The 21,261-nt window shown below is 58.2% G+C and carries 13 protein-coding genes; 6 read left to right on the forward strand and 7 right to left on the reverse strand.

Annotated features, from left to right (window positions below):
- Positions 1 to 840 precede the first annotated feature (840 nt).
- Positions 841 to 3,423: an ATP-dependent chaperone ClpB gene (gene clpB / locus OQH67_RS04905; RefSeq protein ID WP_067569646.1), complete on the reverse strand. Its 2,583-nt coding sequence runs from the start codon at positions 3,421 to 3,423 to the stop codon at positions 841 to 843.
- A gap of 172 nt (positions 3,424 to 3,595) precedes the next feature.
- Here clpB and OQH67_RS04910 point away from each other — a divergent pair, with 172 nt between their 5' ends.
- Complete coding sequence (locus OQH67_RS04910; protein ID WP_215437389.1) at positions 3,596 to 5,197, forward strand: putative Ig domain-containing protein; 1,602 nt, start codon at positions 3,596 to 3,598, stop codon at positions 5,195 to 5,197.
- 149 nt (positions 5,198 to 5,346) lie between these two features.
- Here the strand turns inward: OQH67_RS04910 and kdpC are convergent, their stop codons facing one another.
- The 6 genes from kdpC to OQH67_RS04940 form a co-directional block, all read right to left on the reverse strand.
- A complete protein-coding gene (kdpC, locus tag OQH67_RS04915; protein WP_215437386.1) occupies positions 5,347 to 5,913 on the reverse strand; it encodes a potassium-transporting ATPase subunit KdpC in 567 nt (188 codons plus the stop codon).
- 29 nt (positions 5,914 to 5,942) lie between these two features.
- Positions 5,943 to 8,054, reverse strand: a complete 2,112-nt coding sequence (kdpB, locus tag OQH67_RS04920) for a potassium-transporting ATPase subunit KdpB (RefSeq protein ID WP_343195914.1) — start codon at positions 8,052 to 8,054, stop codon at positions 5,943 to 5,945.
- Positions 8,055 to 8,087: 33 nt separating this feature from the next.
- Complete coding sequence (kdpA, locus tag OQH67_RS04925) at positions 8,088 to 9,788, reverse strand: potassium-transporting ATPase subunit KdpA (RefSeq protein WP_215437376.1); 1,701 nt, start codon at positions 9,786 to 9,788, stop codon at positions 8,088 to 8,090.
- A 117-nt stretch (positions 9,789 to 9,905) separates the two neighbouring features.
- Complete coding sequence (locus OQH67_RS04930) at positions 9,906 to 10,685, reverse strand: TonB-dependent receptor domain-containing protein (RefSeq protein WP_215437374.1); 780 nt, start codon at positions 10,683 to 10,685, stop codon at positions 9,906 to 9,908.
- Between the two features lie 150 nt (positions 10,686 to 10,835).
- Complete coding sequence (locus OQH67_RS04935) at positions 10,836 to 11,534, reverse strand: response regulator (RefSeq protein WP_067569633.1); 699 nt, start codon at positions 11,532 to 11,534, stop codon at positions 10,836 to 10,838.
- A gap of 19 nt (positions 11,535 to 11,553) precedes the next feature.
- Positions 11,554 to 14,232, reverse strand: a complete 2,679-nt coding sequence (locus OQH67_RS04940; RefSeq protein ID WP_215437372.1) for a DUF4118 domain-containing protein — start codon at positions 14,230 to 14,232, stop codon at positions 11,554 to 11,556.
- A gap of 194 nt (positions 14,233 to 14,426) precedes the next feature.
- On the opposite strand from OQH67_RS04940, the gene OQH67_RS04945 reads away from it, so the two are divergent.
- The 5 genes from OQH67_RS04945 (at position 14,427) to OQH67_RS04965 (ending at position 21,149) form a co-directional block, all read left to right on the forward strand.
- Positions 14,427 to 15,329, forward strand: a complete 903-nt coding sequence (locus OQH67_RS04945; RefSeq protein WP_215437370.1) for a hypothetical protein — start codon at positions 14,427 to 14,429, stop codon at positions 15,327 to 15,329.
- Positions 15,211 to 17,568 (forward strand): exo-alpha-sialidase, encoded by a 2,358-nt coding sequence (locus OQH67_RS04950; protein ID WP_215437368.1) that lies wholly within the window; start codon positions 15,211 to 15,213, stop codon positions 17,566 to 17,568. The genes OQH67_RS04945 and OQH67_RS04950 overlap by 119 nt, the downstream gene beginning before the upstream one ends.
- A gap of 345 nt (positions 17,569 to 17,913) precedes the next feature.
- Positions 17,914 to 19,329, forward strand: coding sequence for an alpha-L-fucosidase (locus tag OQH67_RS04955; RefSeq protein ID WP_215437366.1), 1,416 nt, complete (start codon positions 17,914 to 17,916; stop codon positions 19,327 to 19,329).
- Positions 19,330 to 19,439: 110 nt separating this feature from the next.
- A complete protein-coding gene (locus OQH67_RS04960) occupies positions 19,440 to 20,444 on the forward strand; it encodes a hypothetical protein (RefSeq protein ID WP_215437364.1) in 1,005 nt (334 codons plus the stop codon).
- A gap of 12 nt (positions 20,445 to 20,456) precedes the next feature.
- Positions 20,457 to 21,149, forward strand: a complete 693-nt coding sequence (locus OQH67_RS04965; RefSeq protein ID WP_215437361.1) for a PEP-CTERM sorting domain-containing protein — start codon at positions 20,457 to 20,459, stop codon at positions 21,147 to 21,149.
- Positions 21,150 to 21,261 lie beyond the last annotated feature (112 nt).

The following is a 21,261-nucleotide window of genomic DNA, read 5'->3' on the forward strand; positions in this document are numbered from 1 at the left end:
CGCGTCACGACCTTTTTTCCTTCCCTTGCTTCTACCAACCCTACCCTCTCAGAGCTAGGTCGCTCCTTCAAGCCGGTACTCCTCCGGGCGATTCTCATCGCTCAAAGGACGGCCCTGCGTAGGGTTCGGTAGTCATTCCCTTGAAAATCTTCTTATCGGCGCTCTCTATCTAAAAAAGCTTCCTGCAGACGGCCGGCTTCCCTTCCCATCGATCCCCTCTCCGGGTCCCTCAGGGCCGTTGGCCTTTCGTACTGCCGCCGTGTTGGCGTGCCGAGAAGTCTACCAAAACATACTTATTTGTCAATATATTTTGAACCAAAAATTATCCGGACTGCTTTCCAATTTAGAAATGTCCATTCCTAATATTCTAATAATGAATAAAATACGTTTTTGTCATACTCCTTTTTCCACTCGTCATTTTTTTGAACATTCTCCTTTTCTTCCCTTTCATATACCTTTCTTCCCTCCTTGCCGCATGGTTGGAGAAACAAAGGGCATCCGGCGTCATATCTCTATGGGCATGGATGGCCTCCGCGTTCGCCTGGGCTGACTTATCTTCCCTGATTGCGTGATTGTTATTGAAAAAGCTGCTTATATAAGCTGACGCGTCCTTGCAGGGATCATGGCGTTTTCCCCTGTAGCGACCCTGTTGTTTTCAAAGGTCAGATTGCCCAGGTCAATAGTAACAGTTCCACTGTTTATCCTGTGGAGAGGAAGGAATAAGGAGATATGAAACCCATGCATGTCCTTTTCTCTCCGCGCTACCCAATAAACAGGGGCGCAGCATGATGCCGCGCCCCTGTCCGCTTCCGGATCACGCCGGAAATACGGGCTTTTCAGTTATTTCTTTTCCTTGGTAAAGTCAAGCTTGCCTCCCTTTTCCCGGACCACGATTTCCGTCCCTTCCGGGAAGTCTCCTTCCAGGAGTTTAAGGCTGAGGGGGTCCAGCAGGTCGTGCTGGATGGCACGCTTGAGGGGACGGGCTCCATAGACGGGGTCAAAGCCGTGGTCCGCTACCAGGGCCGTAGCCTCTGGAGTCATGCGCAGGAACAGGCCCTTGGCTTCCAAGCGCTTGCGGACACGCTGAAGCTGAATGTCCACAATACCCTTGAGTTCTTCCGCCGTCAGCCGGTCAAAGATGATGATTTCATCAATGCGGTTCAGGAATTCCGGGCGGAAGTGACCCCGCAGGGCTTCCATCGCCTTGGCTTCGCGCTGTTCCGCGTTGATTTCATTGAGGATGTACTGGCTGCCGATGTTGGACGTCATGATGATGACCGTGTTGCGGAAGTCCACCGTACGTCCCTGCCCGTCCGTAATGCGGCCGTCGTCCAGAACCTGGAGAAGTACATTGAAAACGTCCGGATGGGCCTTTTCAATTTCATCAAACAGAATCACGCAGTAGGGACGGCGCCGCACGGCTTCGGAAAGCTGGCCGCCTTCTTCGTAGCCCACGTATCCGGGAGGAGCCCCGATAAGCCGGGCTACGGAGTGTTTTTCCATGTATTCGGACATGTCTATCCGGATCATGGCGTTTTCATCGTCAAAGAGGAATTCCGCCAGCGCCTTGCTGAGTTCCGTCTTGCCCACGCCCGTGGGCCCCAGGAACATGAAGGAGCCGATGGGCCTGTTTTCATCCTGAAGCCCCGCACGGGCACGGCGCACGGCGTCAGACACGGCCTTGACCGCCTGCTTCTGCCCGATGACGCGGGCTCCGAGGCGTTCCTCCATGTGGACGAGCTTGGCGCGTTCCCCTTCCTGCAGGCGTGCGGCGGGAATGCCGGTCCAGGTGGCGACCACCTTGGCGATGTCCGCCTCCGTGACTTCCTCCTTCAGCAGGCCTCCGTCCGCCTTCTGCATCTTGTTGAGTTTTTCCTTTCCCTCCGCCAGGGCCCGTTCGGCCTCCGGCAGTTCTCCGTAAGTGATTTCAGAGGCGCGTGTCAAGTCGCCCATCCGCTTGGCCCGTTCGCTTTCAATCTTGAGGGCCTCTATTTTTTCCTGTTCCACGCGGACGGCGTCCAGCGCGGCTTTTTCACTCTTCCACTGGGCAATCATCGAACCGGATTTTTCCTTCAGGTCAGCCAGTTCCTTGGTGATCTTTTCCAGACGGGCCTTGCTGTCCGCGTCTTCCTCCTTCGCGAGCGCCTGCCGCTCCATTTCGAGCTGCATAGTTTCGCGTTCAATCTGGTCAATTTCCGAAGGCATGGAGTCCAGTTCAATCTTGAGCCGGGCGGCGGCCTCGTCCACCAGGTCCACCGCCTTGTCGGGCAGGAACCGGTCGGAAATGTAGCGGTCGGAAAGAGTGGCGGCGGCCACGATGGCGGCATCCGTGATGCGCACGCCGTGGTGCACTTCATACCGTTCCTTTAATCCGCGCAGAATGGCGATCGTATCCTCCACGCTGGGTTCCGCCACCATGACGGGCTGGAACCGGCGTTCCAGGGCGGCATCCTTTTCAATGTACTTGCGGTATTCGTCCAGCGTCGTCGCGCCGATGGTACGCAGTTCGCCGCGCGCCAGGGCGGGCTTGAGCAGGTTGGACGCATCCACGGCCCCTTCGCTGGCGCCCGCTCCCACAATGGTGTGCAGTTCGTCAATGAAGAGGATGATTTCACCGTTGGATTCCGTCACTTCCTTCAGGAAAGATTTCAAGCGTTCCTCGAATTCCCCGCGATACTTGGCCCCGGCAAGCATGGACCCGATGTTCAGGGACACGATGCGCTTGTTGCGCATGCTTTCCGGAACGTCGCCGTTCACGATGCGGCGCGCCAGACCTTCCGCAATGGCGGTCTTCCCTACGCCGGGCTCGCCGATGAGCACGGGATTGTTCTTGGTTCTGCGGGAAAGTATCTGGAGTACGCGGCGGATTTCCGTGTCACGGCCGATCACCGGGTCGATTTTTCCGGCGCGGGCGCGGGCCGTCAGGTCCGTGCCGTATTTTTCCAGCGTCTGGTACTTGCCTTCCGGATTGTCGTCCGTTACGCGCTGGTTGCCGCGCACTTCCTTCATGGCGGCCAGATAATTGTCCTTGGTCAGGCCGAACGTGTCGGTCAGCTGGTGCACCTTGTTCTGCGTGTCCAGGGCGCCCAGCATGAAATGTTCCACACTGAGGTAGTCGTCCTTGAGCTTTTTGCGCTCTTCCTCCGCGGCCTGCATCACGGTAGCCAGGTCACGGCCTATCTGCGGCTGTGTGGAAGCTCCGCTCTGGGTGGGTTCATGGGCCACTTCACTCTTTGCGGCCTGAAGGAGAAGTCCCGGATCACAGGATGCCTTGCGGAGAATGGGAGGCAGAATGCCGCCTTCCTGCTCCAACAACGCCACCAGAACATCAAGAGAAGAGATTTCCGGCTTTCCCAGCCGCCCCGCGGCCTGCTGCGCCTGCATCAGCGCTTCTTGAAATTTTGTTGTTAGATTATTAAGCATGGTATGTTGGTGTTTTAGACATAAGAATGGTCCCAACCGTTGAATAGGTAAACAAGATTTTTCCTGTTATCTAAAAATTTATCTCCGGAAATCTTACTATGTCGTTGCCATGGACTGCTTCTTTTCATAAATTGAATTCTTCCTTTCTCATTACCTTTTATTCGACATCACAATGACCTCTTTTTTCCCCTCGCTCGCCTGCTCCGTTCTGTTCCTGGCTCCCATGCCCGTTTTCTCCAAGGAAATGCCTTCCCCGTACCCGGCCCCTGAATCCGGGCTGCGCCTGACTCCTCCGGAATCACCGGCTCCCCTCCTGAATGAACCGCGGCTCTTCGGAGCCCGTCCCGGCTCTCCCATCCAGTTCTCCGTCTGCGCCAGCGGAGAACGCCCCATGAGCTTCGCCGCCGCCAAACTTCCTCCAGGGCTGAAGCTGGACAAGGAAACCGGCATCATCACAGGTAAAATCAGCCGCCCGGGAGTTTATTCCTTTCCCGTGCAGGCAAGCAACAGCCACGGCAAAACACAAGGAACCATCACCATCCGCATCGGGCAGGAAATATGCCTGACGCCTCCCATGGGCTGGAGCAGCTGGTATTCCTACAGCGGCGGCGTAAGCCAGGAAAACATCCTGAAAACCGCCCGTCTGCTCGTAAATTCCGGGCTGGCCCGCTACGGCTACAGCTACGTCAACATTGACGATTGCTGGCAGGGCGCCAGAGGCGGCAAGTACCGCGCCATCCAGCCCAACAAGCGCTTTCCGGACATGAAGGCCATGTGCAATGAAATCCACAGCCTCGGACTCAAGGCGGGGATTTATTCCTCCCCGTGGATGGGCACTTATGCCGGCTACATAGGCGGTTCTTCCCCCAATCCCCAGGGAGATTATTCCTCTCTGGCTCTTCCGGAAAACAAACGTCCGCAACCCGACCAGTTGTTTGGCGCCTGCCCGGGGTCCAAACAACTGGGAGCCACCAAGGTCGGCCCCGTATGGATGGTTACCCAGGATGCCCGGCAGTGGGCGGAATGGGGGTTCGATTACGTGAAGATGGACTGGTACCTGATCGACGTACCTAATACGGAGAGAATCGCCTCAGACTTGAAAAAAAGCGGCAGGGATATTGTCCTGAGCGTCTCCAATTCAACCCCGTTTGAAATTGCCGGTCCCATCAGCAAAATAACCAACGTATGGCGCACTACCGGAGATATTGAAGACCATTGGGGCAGCTTGAAAAAAATCGCTTCCTCCCAGGGGAAATGGCAGCCTTACACCAGACCGGGACACTGGAATGATCCCGATATGCTCCAGATCGGCCGGCTGGGCAAAGTCGGGCGTGCGAACACCACTTTCGAACCCACCCGGCTGACTCCGGATGAACAATATTTCCAAATGTCCTTCTGGTCCATTATGTCCGCCCCCCTGATCATTTCATGCGATCTGGAGCATCTGGACGATTTTACCCGGGGCCTCCTGTGCAACAGGGAAGTGATTGCCGTCAACCAGACATTTTACGGACCTGCGGAAAAGGTCTTATCCGCCAATGATTGCGAAGTATGGGTCAAACCATTGGACGGCACCCGGTGCGCCATCGGCTTCTTCAATACGGGCAACCAGCGCCGGACCGTCAAGGTGCCGCTTTCCCTCCTCAAATTGAAATCTCCGCAAAACGTCCGGGACTTGTGGAAACAGGAAGACGCCGGCACCATCCGGCAGGAAATGAATGTGGAACTTAACCCGCACGGGGCGTCCCTGTTTCTTTTGGACGGCAAAAAATAAAGAGGGTGCCGGTTCATCCCCGGATGCCATCCTGCAAATGACAAGCGCCCGGGGACCGGAAAAAGACGCAGAGCCAAGGCGCCGGCCAAAACCGGGCGATTTCTCCGCAGGGGTATTTTCCGGACCGGGGCGCTTGTTGCTCCCTGCCGCTAACTGCGGGGCAATTTATCCAGGGCGGCGTTCAAAGTCATCACGTTAATCACGTTTTCCCCCAGAATGCCTCCACTGATGAAATGTTCGGCCACCGTCTTCCGGATTTTTTCCGGGTCCTCTCCCCGGGCGGCGGCAACGCGGTTCACCTGGAATTCCGCCGCCTCCGGTGAGATGAAGGACTCCAGACCGCTGCCGGACGCAAAAAGCAGGTCCGCCGGAACGGGCGTCCCCTGCGGCAGGCCGTGGGCCTTCAGTAGCGCTGCCTTGCGTTCCGCCACCGTCTTCACCAGCTCTGCGGAAGTCCAGGAAAGGTTGCTGGCTCCGGAAGGCATGGTGGCGTAGTCTCCGGCGGAAGGCCTGGGCCAGAAATATTTGGCGGAAGTAAAGGGCTGGGCGATGAGCTCCGACGCGATGACTTCCCCCTGCTCATTCCGGATCAGGGAGCCATGCGCCTGGTGGGGGAATACGGCCAGGCTGACGAGTGTGACAGCCGCGGGATAAATGCCGCCGGTGATGACGGCCAGCGCCAGGAAAAGGCGCAGATTGGGAAATGTCCATTTCATAATAATTCGACAGGTTGGGTTTTGATTGTTCAGACGAGGTGCAGGGCCGTGACGGCCATGTCTATGAGCTTGATACCGATGAAAGGCGCAATCAGGCCTCCGACGCCGTAGATGAGGATGTTGCGTTTCAGCAGGGAGGCGGCCCCGGACGGACGGTAGGAAACCCCTTTCAAGGCCAGCGGGATCAATGCCACAATGATCAGGGCATTGAAAATAACGGCGCTCAAAATGGCGCTCTGCGGGGAATGCAGCCCCATGACGTTCAGTGCGGAAAGCGGGCCGTTGACCATGCCGTCAGCAACGAACAGCCCCGCGAACATGGCGGGAATGATGGCGAAGTATTTGGCCACATCATTGGCAAAGGAGAAGGTCGTCAGCGCACCGCGGGTGATCAGCAGCTGCTTGCCGATCTCCACGATCTCGATCAATTTGGTCGGGTTGCTGTCCAGGTCAACCATGTTGCCCGCCTCCCGGGCGGCCTGCGTGCCGGTATTCATCGCCACGCCCACGTCGGCCTGGGCCAGGGCGGGCGCGTCGTTGGTGCCGTCTCCGGTCATGGCTACCAGATGGCCAGCCGCCTGTTCCTCCCGGATGCGCGCCAGCTTCATTTCCGGCGTGGCTTCCGCCATGAAATCATCCACGCCGGCCTCCGCCGCAATGGAAGCGGCGGTCAGGGCATTGTCCCCCGTCACCATGACGGTGCGTATGCCCATGGCCCGGAGACGGGCGAAGCGTTCCTTGATGCCTCCCTTGACAATGTCTTTCAGATAAATGACGCCCAGCACGTCCCTTCCCCTGGCTACAACCAGCGGGGTTCCTCCTGCGCGGGCTACGTTCTGGACGGTCATCTCCACTTCCTGCGGGAAAGTCCCGCCCTGCTCCTTCACCCACTGCGCTACGCTTTCCGCCGCGCCTTTGCGGATGGAGACGGCCGGCTGGCCGTCATGCCCGGCAATGTCCACGCCGCTCATGCGCGTGGAGGCGGAGAACGGGACAAAGGCGACATGTTCGGCATCCATGTGGCTTCCCCGGATGCCGAACAGCTTCTTGGCCAGTACGACGATGCTGCGGCCTTCCGGCGTTTCATCGGACAGGGAGGCAAGCTGGGCGGCTTCCGCCAGCTTCTGTTCCTCCACGCCGGGAGCGGGCAGGAATTCATTCGCCATACGGTTGCCGAAGGTGATGGTGCCGGTCTTGTCCAGCATCAGCACGTCGATGTCCCCGGCCGCTTCCACGGCGCGGCCCGACGTAGCCAGCACATTCCGGCGCACCAGACGGTCAATGCCGCTGATGCCGATGGCGCTCAGCAGGCCGCCGATCGTCGTCGGAATCAGGCACACCAGCAGGGAGACCAGAACCGGCAGGGAAATATGGCCATCCGCACGGAAGCCGAGCTCCCGCGCGGAATCCTCAATGTACCCGGCCATGGCTGGCAGGGAAAACACCACGGCAATGAAAACGATGGTCAGCGCCGCCAGCAGAATGCCCAGCGCGATTTCATTGGGCGTCCTTTGACGGCTGGCGCCTTCCACCATGGCAATCATGCGGTCCAGGAAGGTATTGCCCGGCTCCGCCGTGATGCGGATGACAATGCCGTCGCTGATCACGCGGGTGCCGCCCGTCACGGCGCTGCGGTCGCCGCCGCTTTCCCGGATGACCGGGGCGGATTCGCCCGTAATGGCGGACTCGTCCACGCTGGCAATGCCTTCAATCACTTCGCCGTCAAGCGGAATGACGTCCCCTGCTTCGCACAGCACCTTCTGTCCCTTGCGCAGTTCGGAAACGGAAACGATTTCCTCCGTTCCCTTGTCCGTCAGCAGGCGGGCGTTGACGTACACGCGCATTTTTTTCAGAGCGTCCGCCTGGGCCTTTCCACGCCCTTCCGCCCATGCTTCCGCAAAATTGGCGAACAGGACCGTGAACCAGAGCCAGAGCGTAATTTGCAGGGTAAAGCTGAAAGGCTGCCCCGCGGCCACGTCCCTGACAAGGACGATAGTGGAGATCAGGGCGCCCAGGGCCGTGACAAGTATCACAAAGTTTTTGGACAGGGCGCGCGGATCGAATTTGCGCAATGCGTCCCGGAAAGCCGTTTTCAGCATGGCCTTGTCGCACCAGAATGTATTTTTCTTTTCTTCTCTCATCATCTTGAAATTTGAATTGTTGGCAAATGCGCCTTACAGCACGCTTCCCGAATACAGGAGCAAATGCTCCAGAATGGGCCCCAGAGCCAGAGCCGGGAAAAAGGTGAGGGCGCCTACGATCAGCACGACGGCTACCAGCAGGATCATGAACATCAGGTTGTCCGTCGCCATGGTGCCCTGGGCGGGCGGGGCGGTCTTTTTGGACACCATGCTCCCGGCAATGATCATCACCGGAATAATGGCGCCGAAACGGGCCAGCAGCATCGCCAGGCCGCCCAGCAGGGAATAGAACGGCGTATCGCCCACGGACAGTCCCGCGAAGGCGCTGCCGTTGTTCCCGGCCTGGGAGCCGAAGCAGTACAGGATTTCCGTCAGCCCGTGGGGACCGGCGTTGCAGATGGATTCCCGCCCCACCTCCGTAGCGGCCGCCAGGCCGCTCATGGCCAGAACGGCAATGCCGGGCAGCAGGACGCCCACCATGGACCACCGCACTTCCCGCGCTTCAATCTTTTTGCCCAGGAATTCGGGCGTGCGGCCCACCATCAGCCCGCACAGGAACACGGTAATCATGGCGAACATCAGCATGCCGTACAAACCGCAGCCCAGTCCCCCAAAAATCACTTCCCCCAGCAGCATGTTGAACAGGGCGATGCCGCCGGCCAGCGGAGACATGCTGCAGTGCATGCAGTTCACGGAACCGTTGGAAGAAGCGGTAGTGGCTACGGACCACAGGGAACTGTTCGTGATGCCGAGACGCACTTCCTTCCCTTCAAGCATTTCCAGGCCGGGGAACAGCGGGTTCCCGGCGTGCTCCGCCCACTGGGACAGGCCAATGGTCGTTACAAGCAGAAGCATCATGGCTCCGAAGATTATCCAGCCCTGTTTCCTTTTCCCGATCATCACGCCGTAGGCGTACGGACAGGCGCAGCCGATCAGCAGGAGGGAGAGCATTTCAATCATGTTGCTGAATGGCGTGGGGTTTTCAAACGGATGGGTACTATTGTTCCCGAAGAAACCGCCGCCGTTCGTCCCAAGCTGCTTGATCGCCACCTGGGAGGCCGCCGGACCGTTGGGAATCACCTGCTCCACGCCGTCCATGCCAGCCACGGTCGTGGGGCCGTCAAAGGACTGCACCACCCCCTGGGATACCAGCAGGAGCGCAACGACGACGGAAATGGGAATAAGGAAATACAAGGTGCTCCGCGTCAGGTCCGCCCAGAAATTGCCCAGGGTGGAAGCACATTTCCTCTTCAGGCCGCGGATCAGGGCGGCCATGACGGCAATCCCCGTGGCGGCGCTGACGAAGTTCTGCACGCCCAGCCCGGTCATCTGCACAAAGTAGCTGATGCCCTCCGGCCCTTCGCCGGAGTAGAACTGCCAATTCGTATTGGTCATGAAGCTGACTGCCGTATTGAAAGCAATGTCCCACCTCATGTTTTCCGTACCGGCGGGATTCAGCGGCAGCCATTTCTGACACAGCAGGGAAAGGAACAGAATGAGAAATCCGGCGGCATTGAATAAAAGAACGGCGGCCAGATATTTTTTCCAGTCCATTTCCCGGGAAGGATCCACGCCGGCCATACGGTAGGCGCAGGACTCCACGGGCCCCAGGAGCCGGGAAAACCAGGTCGGCTCTCCCTGTAAAACATTCGCCAGCCACTTCCCGAGCAACGGGGTGAAGGCGACCAGTATGCCTATGAATAAGACAATGATGAACAAGTCGTGTGAGGACATAACGCAACTCTATACGCATTCCCGGAATTCCGGGTAGTTAACAAAGGGTTTCCGGGCATTAAGAAATAATTAAAATCCCGCCCGGAAGCCCGTCTTTCCTGCCGTCAGGGCACCCCATCAGAATTCCATGCCCAGACGGAACCCCATCCAGAACTCATCTCCGGCGCGTCGGCGGTGAAGCACCGTAAGCGCCTGGGAATAATTGACGGAGCAGGAAAGGAAATAATGCTCCGCAAACTTCCAGGTCACGCCCAGGCTCCAGTCAATGCAGTTGGAACCGTCGTCGTAATCCACATTATAGCCCCCGTTGTAACCGTACCGGACCAGCGGCGTCACAGTCACGTTCTCCATGGGAGACCATTCCATCTGTACAAACACGCTGTAATAGGATTCAAAATCCTGATGCTCCACTTTCACCTGGGTTTCCACGCCTGCGGTGAGCCAGTCCGCTACCGTGTAGGAAACGGTCAGGGCCGGATTGGCCACATTGTAATCCTGCGTGAAATAGAACTGGTGTTCGTACCAGGGATTGACGGTCCAGTCACCCAGGTTCCAGGCGTAGCCCAGTACCAGGTCCAGTTCATCATAATTGGCGGAATCCCCTCCGGCATACCAGGCGCCAAGCGTAAAATCCTTCCAGGAAATGCCGGGAGCCACCTCCCAAATGCCGCTGTGCGGCAGACAATCCAGCCCTTCCGTCACGTACTTGCTGGACCATCCGGCGGAAAGGGAAAAGGACCAGTCCCTGTCCGTGGAAGGGATCATGGCCTGCTGCACTTCCGCCAGGGAGGATATGGACCTGGCGGCGACTTCTTCCCCCCGGCAAATGTTTCCTGTCATCATAGCGCAGCCCAGGGCTGCCGCTCCTATCTTCATTGCGGTGTAATTAATCTTCATAAAGACGTATCGAATACGTCCTGAATACTACACAGCCTATTGACCCGCGTTAAGTTAAGCCATGCTCCGCAACCGTTAGGAAAAAATATATTTCCGGCAGTGCGGAATCCGGAGCCGCGTCTCCTCCCTGCCGACGGAAACGGAAAAAGCTTATTCCGCTCCGTCCGCCGCAATCCTGTATCCCAGACCTGACTCCGCGCGGATAATGCGGTTTTCCGGATCGGAATCTCCCAGTTTCTGGCGCAGGTGGGCAATGTGGACCCGCAGGTAATGCGTATCCTCCTCATGCCGGGGACCCCAGATTTCACGGAGAAGCTGGCGGTGGGTCATCACTTTGCCCTGGTGCAGCAGGAGCAGGCGCAGGATATCGTACTCCTTGGCGGTCAGGTGAACTTCCTCCTTCCCCTTTTCCACGCGCCTGGAGCTCAGGTCCACCACCACGGAACCCAGCCGGAACACGGAGGGCTCCCTCTCCGGACGGCCCCGGCGCAGCATCACGCGCAGGCGCGCCAGCAGTTCCCTGCCGCTGAACGGCTTGGTCAGGTAATCATCCGCCCCGGCGTCCAGGGCAGCCACCTTCTCGTCCTCCCGGTCCCACGCCGTCAAAATCAGAATGGGAACCTGCGTCCATTCCCGGAGCTGCGTCAACACTTCCAGTCCGGTAATGTCCGGAAGTCCCAGGTCCAGAATAATGGCATCCGGCCGTTTCAGGGCCGTCTCGCTCAGACCCAGCTGCCCGGTTTCACACTCCCGGACATGGTAGCCCGCTCCGGACAGGGTCAGCTTCAGCAAACGGCGTATCTGCCGTTCGTCATCAATAATCAGAATATCTGGAGGAATGTCGGTCATCTTTTCTAAAGCCGGAATTTTATTCTTCAGGTACCTCGCCGTGTTCCACGAGGGGGAGCGTCAGACGAAAACAGGTTCCGGAGGAAACGGGTACCAAAGAAACGGACCCGCCCTGCACCTCCATGAACCCCCGCACAATGGAAAGCCCCAGGCCCAGCCCACCGACGCGCGTTGTGCGGAAGCGCTCAAAAACATTCTCCGCCTGTTCCGCGGGAATTCCCGGTCCCAGGTCGTGCACATCCAGCCAGACCTGGCCGCGGACGGAATCAATCCCGCCCTTCAATGTCACGGGCGTTCCGCCGGGCGTGTGCACGCAGGCATTCAGCAGCAAATTGACCAGTACCTGTTCCATCAGGGAAAAATCCGCCTTCACCAGCGGATAATCTGGCGGCAGGGCAACGGAAACGGAATGGTCCCGGCGCGCTTCCCTAGTAGCGGCCATCGCTCCTTCAATCACGTCCCCCAGGTCGCACCAGTCCAGTTTTGGTTTCAGTGCTCCGGACTCCAAGCGGCTGACATCCAGCAAATTCTTCACCAGACGGCGCAGACGGCGCGCAGCCAGCAGAATTTCCGCATACTCTTCCCGTTCTTCCGGTGCGGAGGCGGTGCTGACCGCCAGCTTCTCGCAACCTCCCTCAATTACGGCCAAAGGCGTCTTGAACTCATGGGAAACGCTGTCCAGCAGGGAACGGTGCAGTTTTTCCGACTCTTCCATGAGCCGCGCCCGCGTCCGTTCCGCCCGCAATTCCTCCCGTTCCAGCGCCATGGCCAGCTGTGCGCCCATGCTCTCCAGCAAATCCTTCTGACCCGCCGTCAGGCGGTCCTTTCCTTCCGCCCTCACGCCCAGCACGCCCATGCAGTGTTCCCCGGACATCATGGGCAGGTAAAACCCTTCCGCTACCGGAAGCGTATCCGTAAACCTGCCTGCGGGGCGGCGATGCTCCAGACACCAGGCTGCCACGCTCCATTCCTTGTCATCCATGGGAAAAGCTCCGCCGGACTCCCACAGCTCCAGGCCGCGCGTCCCTTTCCCGGGCGTCATGGCGGCCATGAGCACCCCCATGATCTGGCTCATCTGTCCCAGGGCAACGGAAATCAGGGAAGGCGCATCCGCAGCGGAGGCAATGGCCCGCGAATACAGGAACAGCGCATTGGTCTTCTTCTCCCGTTCACGTTCCTCTTGCTCGCGGATCCTCAGACGGGAAGTAAGTCGCCCCGTGGAAAGAGCCACCAGAAAAAAGAAAAGACACATCAGGGCGTCCTCCAGCCGTTCTATCTTGAACGTCATGACCGGAGGAATGAACAAAAGGTTCCATAACAAGGCGCTCAGTGCGGCGGCCATCAGCATGGCCCAGCGGGAACGGATGAAAAAACCCAGGCCCACGACTCCCGCCAGATACAGGAATCCGGGAGCGAAATAACCGGTAAACGATGCAATCAGCAGGCCGATTCCGGTCACGGCCGCCGTCACGCCTGCGGCCAGCCAGTAATCCCGGCCACATCTCCCCGCTTCACGGTGCCAGCTCCTCCACCGGTTCCTCCCCGGTCCGGGAGCCGCGGGAACCACATAAATGTCGATCTGGTCGCTTCCCTTCACCAACTTGTCCACCAGGGACATGGGCCGCACCAGCCCCCAGAGGTAGGTTTCCTGCGGTTTGCCCACCACGATCTGGCTTACGTTCCGTAAAAAAGCCATGCGGAGCAGCGTCTCCGCCAAATCGGAACCGGGCATCACGATCACTTCCGCTCCCAGTCGCCGGGCCAATTCCAGATTGGCGTCCAATCTCTGCTGCTGTTCCGGGGACAGCGGGGCACCCGTGTCAACGGAAAGAGCAATCCACGGAGCATTCAGGGCATACGCCATGCGCCGCGTCCAGCGCACCAGCCGGGCGGAAAAAGGGCTGGGGCCCACGGCCACCATCAGCCGTTCCCCGCTGCGCCAGATGGAATGGTCCCCGGAAATGGTGCGTACCTCCGTCAGCTCATGATCCACCTTCTCCGCCATGATACGCAGGGCCAGCTCCCGCAGGGCCATCAGGTTGGACTCCTTGAAAAAATTGTCCAGCGCGGCGGAAGCCTGCGGCGCGCCGTATACCTTCCCCTCCCGCAGGCGGGCGCGCAGCTGGTCGGGGGCAATGTCCACCAGCTGAATGCAATCCGCCTCCGCCAGCACGGAATCCGGCACGGTCTCCTGCACGGGAGCGGCCGTGATGTCATGCACGGTATCCGCCCGGCTTTCCAGATGCTGCACGTTCAGAGTGGTATAGACGTCAATGCCCGCAGCCAGAAGCTCCTCCACATCCTGATAACGTTTTTTATGGCGCAGGCCGGGCACGTTCGTGTGCGCCAGCTCGTCTATCAGGATAAGCCGGGGCTTCAGGCGCAGCGCCTCCTCCAAATCAAATTCCTCCATCTCCACGCCGCGGTAAACCGTCTTCTTCATGGGAAGACGCGGCAGCCTGCCGATCAGCCGCATTGTGTCCTCCCGGCCATGAGACTCCGCCACACCGATGATCACCTCCACCCCCTTGTCCGCCGCCTGGATGGCGGCCTCCAGCATGGCATACGTCTTTCCCACGCCCGGAGCCATACCGAAGAAAATTTTCAACAGGCCACGGCCTGAACGGGATTCCTCCCTCCGGATGGAGGCCAGAATTCTGTCCGCCCGCTGGCTGTCCGAGTGCACTTCTGAAAACATGGAAAAAGGGGGGAGGGGTGATGGCCTCCTCAACAATGGATTCATGTTAGAGGAACTCTGTTCACAGCACAAATAAAACAGACCAGAACAACCGTTAAAATTTTATTAATTTTCCCCCTCCCTTTTCTATTTTTGTTCTCATTTCCCGTCCTTTCTGCTATCAGGCATTTTTAAAAGTTTTTCTTTCCTTTCTCATGATGAACACTTTCCAGACCCTCCGCCACACCTTCATTTCCGCCGCCGTCCTGTTTTTCCTGTGCCTGGGCACCGGCATGACGAGGGGAGCAGACGAGGCCGTTTCCGAAAATTTTGATTCATTCCCGACGGGCGGCTTCACCACCCTGGCCACCGCTCTGGGAACCATGACAGCGGAAAGCGGCCACGCCGCCATTGCTGACAACCGTTATTCCTCCCTGCCCAACTGCATGCGGCTGACAGGCCAGGGCACCGGAACCAAAAGCACAGCCACACTGACGTTGCCTTCCCCCCTGACGGCCAGAAAAATTCTTTCCCTGACGGGGGAACGCTGGACGCGCGATAGTCCCTTTTCTTTCACCATTCATGCCGCGGACCAGGAAGGGAATGAAACGCTGGCCGTAGACGGTTCCTCCCTGCAAACGGGAAACAGCCCCATGACCCAGCAAGTGCAGGGAGTTCTCCCGTCCGGGACCGTCCGCCTTATTTTCCGCTGTGAAGCTCCTGCCAATACGGGCGTTCTTTTCGATGATCTGGTCCTTTCTCCCTTCCAGCCCTTTTCCAGCGCCGCAGAAGCATGGCCGGCCATGATCCGCATGGAGGCCAACGGCATTCTCCGCTTTTCCCTGACGAACGTCCCCGCCTCCTATGCCGGCATGTCCGTCACCGTGGACATGAGCCCGTCCGATGACCTGGGAGACATTGAAAGCGTCTCCCTTTACACCGGGGACGCCAACAGCATTTACTCCACCCCCCGCCTACGGCAGCAGCGGCCACGGCGCCATGAGTTCCCCCGGCATCCTGGCCAGCCCCGCCCAGCCGCCGGCCCCCGTCATGACCTTCCCCGTCACTCCGGGGGCGCTCACGGACGGCCAGCAATATTACTTCTGGGTCAGCGTTAAGCTCAAGGATTCCGCCAGCATGGACCACAAGGTGGGCGCCAGAATCGCCTCCGTTACCGTGGACGGGGAAACGACGGATGTTACCGGCGGAGTGACGGCCCGGCAGCGGATAGGCTATGCCATCGCCAAGGCGAACGACCCCGTTTACGGAGGGCCCACGGAAGGAAAGACCTCCAGGAAATTCCGCATTCCGGGCATTGTGCGCGCCAGGAACGGAGACCTGGTCTCCGTCTTTGACATCCGCTACGACGGCCGGAACGACATGCAGGCCAATATTGACACGGGGTGCAGCCGCTCCACGGACAACGGCCGCACCTGGACGCCCGTCAACGTGGCCGTCAACTTCAACCCCACGGGCAATTCCGCCAATGATTACAACTCCGGCTACGGCGTCAGCGACCCCTGCATCCTGCTGGATGAAGTCAACGGCACCCTGTGGGTGGCAGGCATCGCCAGGCACGGGCTGGCCTCCTCCAAGGCCAACGTGGACGTGGAAAGCCTGGAAACCGTCCAATACGTGGTGGCATGCAGTACGGACAACGGCCAGACGTGGGGTTCCATTGATCCGGATACCGGGGAGTTTGTAAAAACGAAGCCCAGGAGCATCAACAAGGATATCAAGAACAAGGCCTGGAAGTCCTTCTTCCAGGGTCCGGGCCACGGCATCACCATGAAAAAGACGGTCAACGGCGTGCGCCCCATTGTCTTCCCCTCCCAGATATGGACGGGTACCAGCGGCGCGGGCACACCCCAGTCCTGCATCATTTATTCCCTGGACCGCGGCCAGACCTGGATCAGCGAGGATACGGGAAAAGCCGGCACGCTCGGCATCGGGGCCAGCTCCAGCGAATGCGTGGTCACGGAGCTCAGCGACGGGCGCCTGATGCTCAACGCCCGCAATGAAAACAGGAGCGGGTACCGGAAAATCTTCACCACGGATGACATGGGCAAGACGTGGACGGCCCATGCCACCAACCTGAAAGCGCTGCCGGAGCCCGCCGCCTGCCAGGCCAGCCAGCTTGCCGTGGAAAACTCCGGGAACATCGGCAGGGCCCTTCTCTTCTCCAACCCCGCCAAAACCGCCGCCCCGCGCGCCCTGATGACTCTCAAGGCCTCCTTTGACGAAGGCTCCACATGGCCCTCCGGCAGCCAGGTTCTTTACGATTCCCGCCCCTCCTCCGGCTATTCCGACATCTGCGAAACGGGGGACGGCCACATCGGCGTGCTTTATGAAGGGCTCAACGGGGATGAAAACATCTTTTTCCTGCGCATTCCGTATGAAGAATTCCTGCCTTCCCTGGACGTTCCCGCCACGGGACAGATCATCCGCGTGGGAGCGGAGGGAACAACGGCGGCCACATTCACCGTCTCCAGCGATGCTTCCTGGACAGCCACCTCCTCCGCAGGCTGGATAACCGTCTCCCCCTCTTCAGGCTCCGGAAACGGCACGGTCACCTACAGCGTGGACCGCTGGGAAGGAGCGGGAGAACGCGCGGGAGCCATCACCATCTCCGTTCCCGGCATCCAGCCGGCCGTCATGACCATCATCCAGTCCGGCAGGGAGCCTTCTCTCACCTTTTCCCCTTCCATCCTCATTCTTCCCAAAAACGGGGGAACAGCCGTTTTCTCCGTCACCTGTGACGTTGCGTGGAACGTATCCAAAACGGCGGACTGGCTGGACATCACCGGAACGCAGGGCACGGAGACGGGCAACGGAACCGTGTCCGTTACCGCAGCGGCCAATGCCGCAGCAGGCTCCCGCACGGCGGAGCTTGCCTTTTCCTCCTTCGGAACCGTCCGCTCCGCAACCGTGGTCCAACGCGGTCAGAAGCGCACCTGGGACGAATGGAAGGAGGATGAAATCGCCTCCCGGGACCCGGATACGGACCAGACAGGCCCCACTGATTCTCCCGCCGGAGACGGCATCCCCAACCTGCTGAAATACGCTACGGGACTGGACCCGCTCAAGCCCTGCGGAAACGTCGTGCAGATCTCCACGGAAAAAACGAACGGCGGCGCCTTCCTGGTGCTGGCCTGGCCCGTCAATCAGGAGGCCACGGGAATCAGGCACCTGGTGGAATCCTCGGAAGACCTTCAAACCTGGACGGAAATGGCGGAAGTGGAAACGGAAGGCAAAAGCTCCGCCATCTTCCGGGATACCGTGCCCATCAACGCGGAAAGTCCCCCGCGGCGCTTCCTGCGCCTGAAAATCTCCCGGGAAGAAGAAAACCCGCATTAACAAGGCGGAATCCTGCGGTTCCCGGAAACCGTTCCGTCAAGAAGGGAAGGAGGCTTTATCCTTCCGGTTCATCCTCTTCCTGTGCCGGCGGCGGAATGGGCTTCCGAACCGCAGCCGTTTTTCCGGAAGGAGAGAATGCACGGCAACCAGCCTGCTACAGCTGCTATCCTTAACGCTTTCCCACGCTCCGGCGTTCAACAGCTTTCCAAACCGGGGCATTCGAAAGAAAGAATCCATTTTTTCCAACGTTTTCTTTTAAAAGAAAACCGTTTCCTGGCTGATGCCCGCACCCTTGAAAAACGGCATGGCGGAACCGGAGGCATTCAATCCCAATCATCCAAGCAGATGAAAAAACCTACATTCATTATTCTGGCGCTTCTCTGCCCATTCCTCGCCTGCGGCCAACCCTCTCCCGCTGTGGATATAGCCGTTCCGGCCCTCCACCAACTCAAATGGCATGAAGCGGAAATGGGGGTGGTTTTCCACTATGATTTGCATGTGTTTGACGGGAAAATTTACAATCAGGGCAATAACCGCATCAAACCGGTGGAAGACTACAACGTCTTCAATCCAGTCAAACTGGACACTGACCAATGGCTGGCGGCAGCCAAGGCGGCCGGAGCCAAATTCGCCATCCTGACCGCCACGCATGAAACCGGATTCGGGCTGTGGCAGAGCGACGCCAATCCTTATTGTCTGAAAGCCGTGAAATGGCGGGACGGCAAAGGCGACATCGTGCGCGACTTTGTCGCCTCCTGCCGCAAATACGGCATCCAGCCGGGCATCTACATCGGTATCCGCTGGAACTCCCTGTTGGGCATCCACAACTTCAAGGCGGAAGGCGACGGCGAATTTGCCCGCAATCGCCAGGCCTGGTACAAACGCCTGTGTGAAAAAATGGTGACGGAACTCTGTTCCCGTTACGGAGAATTGTTCATGATCTGGTTTGACGGAGGGGCGGACGATCCCAGGGGGCTGGGTCCGGATGTGGAACCCATCGTCAGCAAATACCAGCCCAACTGCCTGTTCTACCACAATGTGGACCGGGCGGATCTGCGGTGGGGAGGCTCGGAAAGCGGAACGGTGGGCTATCCCTGCTGGTCAGGCTTTCCCTATCCCTACAGCCACAGCAACGCAAATGACAAAGCTGCGGACCATAACAAGCTCCTGAGGCACGGGGATCCGGACGGAAAACACTGGGTTCCCGCCATGGCGGACACTCCCCTGCGCGGCTACAACGGCCGCCACGAATGGTTCTGGGAACCGGGAGACGATGACAAGGCTGTCTATCCCCTGGCCAATCTGATGGACATGTATGAAAAATCCGTGGGCCGCAACGCAACGCTGATCATTGGCCTGACGCCGGACCCGGACGGCCTGCTTCCTCCCGGCGACGCAGCGCGCCTGAAGGAACTGGGGCAAGAAATCCGGCGCCGTTTCGGCACGCCTCTGGCCTCCGTCTCCGGGAATGCGGAAACGCTTACCCTTCCGTTGAAAGGGGAGCAAAGCGTCAACTACTGCATCATCCAGGAAAACATCCGGCACGGAGAACGGGTGCGCGCCTACCGCGTGGAAGCAAAAGTCAACGGCAGCTGGATTCCCGTATGCGAGGGAACTTCCATCGGCCACAAGCGCATCCAGTCCTTTGCCCCTGTCAAGGCGTCCGCACTCCGTCTGACGGTGGAAAAAGCCGCCGGCACGCCGGAAATCAGCAACTTCAGTGCCTGCTGCGTCATGGACAAACAGCAGGAATCTCCATAATTCTCTTTCTGCGGGTAAAGACCATTCATCACGCAAAATTGAAAATTCAGAACGTTTTTCCCTTTCTGAATTGACAAATGATGCCCTTTCCCCTTAATGGATTAATGTTTATGAATCCGGTACATTGCCTGCCAGCTTGTTTCTGTACCTGTGCCCTGTTTCCGGTCTTCTCGGCGACCCTGCATGCGGAGACGGCCTACAGCACGCCCTGCGGCTATATTCAAACGGACCTGTACGCCAAGCAAGCCAATTACCTGGGGCTGGGAGTCCATCCGGAAGCCCTGATGCAGCATACATTGAAAACGGACAATGTCACTTCAAGCGGAAGCAAGGTCACCATCACAGACCCTGACGTCAATTTCAATGAATTGATGGACGAAAATTCCGCCTATATCCTGGCCCTCCACTTCGGCAACGAGGTCGTGGCTCTTCCCCTCAACCGGGACGGCTGGAAAAAACCGTCTTCCTGCTGGAAGGAGCATGAGATCGAGGTAAGCGACTCCCTTCTGGCCGAATTCCTCAAAAAGGGGAATTTTCCTGATTTCTATGTTCTCCGCAAGGCGAGGACTTTGAATGACGTGCTGGGCGATGACAACAAATTCGGACTGAAAAGCGGCTCTGCGGCTTCCGCCGACAATGCGAGTATTTTCAACTCGGAAACTACCAAACAGGCGGTATATTACTCCGGAACGCAATGGATGCGGAGAGGGTCCAAGGAGGATGTCGGCGGCATGCCCGTCTTCGGCCATGAGCCGTTGGACATTACTCGCAAGGCCGGGGAAGATATCAAGGCTTTCGTCATTGGGGAAGTATCTCCTAAACATCAGAAACTTCTGCTGGCCGGGCAAAATTCGCTGCTCCACACAAGGCTTCCCCTGGCCCACTCCCTCCGGGAAACCGGGCTGCAGAATACTCTGCAATCAGGAGATGCCGTTTACGTCCCCCTCGGTGACAAGAACGTCATGGTAAAATGTACTTATCAGAGAGACCGTTGGGAAGACGAGAAGGGACAGGATGTGTCCGATATCCCCTTCCATGGAGTTCTTTCCATTTCTTCCTCTTCCAAGACTCCGGCCTACATCAATATTAATTCTTCAATCTCCACTCAACAATAACCTTTGCAAACCATGTCCCACTATTCCTTCTTTACTTGTGCGCTTGCTTCAATCTCCTTCCTTGCCGGCGGACTTGTCCAGGCGGGCGATTACCTCATTTCCAACGAGGAGGATTATAATACCTCCATCGCTGATACCCTGGGAATCCCTCTCAGCAGCGGTTGTGCCATGCTCGGCACCCTGACAAACTGGAATTACAACTTTAACGACGTCAAATGGGCCAACGGAGGAAATGAATACGATCAAGGCAATCTGAGCTATAGTCAAATAGTCGATATTCGGAACAATTTTGTCAGCACGCTCAACGTCAGTTCTTCCGACAACGGATCTATTACCAATGGCGGACTCTTTTCCCTGTCGGGATCATACCAGCAGCCTGCGGGATTGACCTTGGAAAATACCCCTCTTTATCTGATGGTCGGCAACGGTTCAACCATTGATGCATCTACCGAAATCGCCGTATTCGTCTTCCGCAACACTGAGGATGGCAGTCTCGCCACCTATCCCTCCGATCCGAATTTTCCTAGTTCCAATTATCTTGATTTTCTTTCCCGGGATAAGGCTGCTGCACTGGGAAGTGAATGGTACGTTGAATGCATCCTTGGCCACAACACTCCCGATGGATTCCAGCTCATTCCCGAACCGGCCACGGCCACATTGGGCCTGCTTGGCCTGGCGGCCCTGATGATGCGCAGAAGAAGATAAAAAACAGGCTTTCCTTGACCAATCAGCCTCCGTGCGGATTACTCTGTACGGAGGCTTTTTCATGCACGAAAACATGGATGGAAAGAGTCCCATGAAGCCGCATGCCATCAGC

Origin of the sequence: Akkermansia biwaensis (assembly GCF_026072915.1) — a bacterium.
Classification (GTDB): Bacteria; Verrucomicrobiota; Verrucomicrobiia; order Verrucomicrobiales; family Akkermansiaceae; genus Akkermansia; species Akkermansia biwaensis.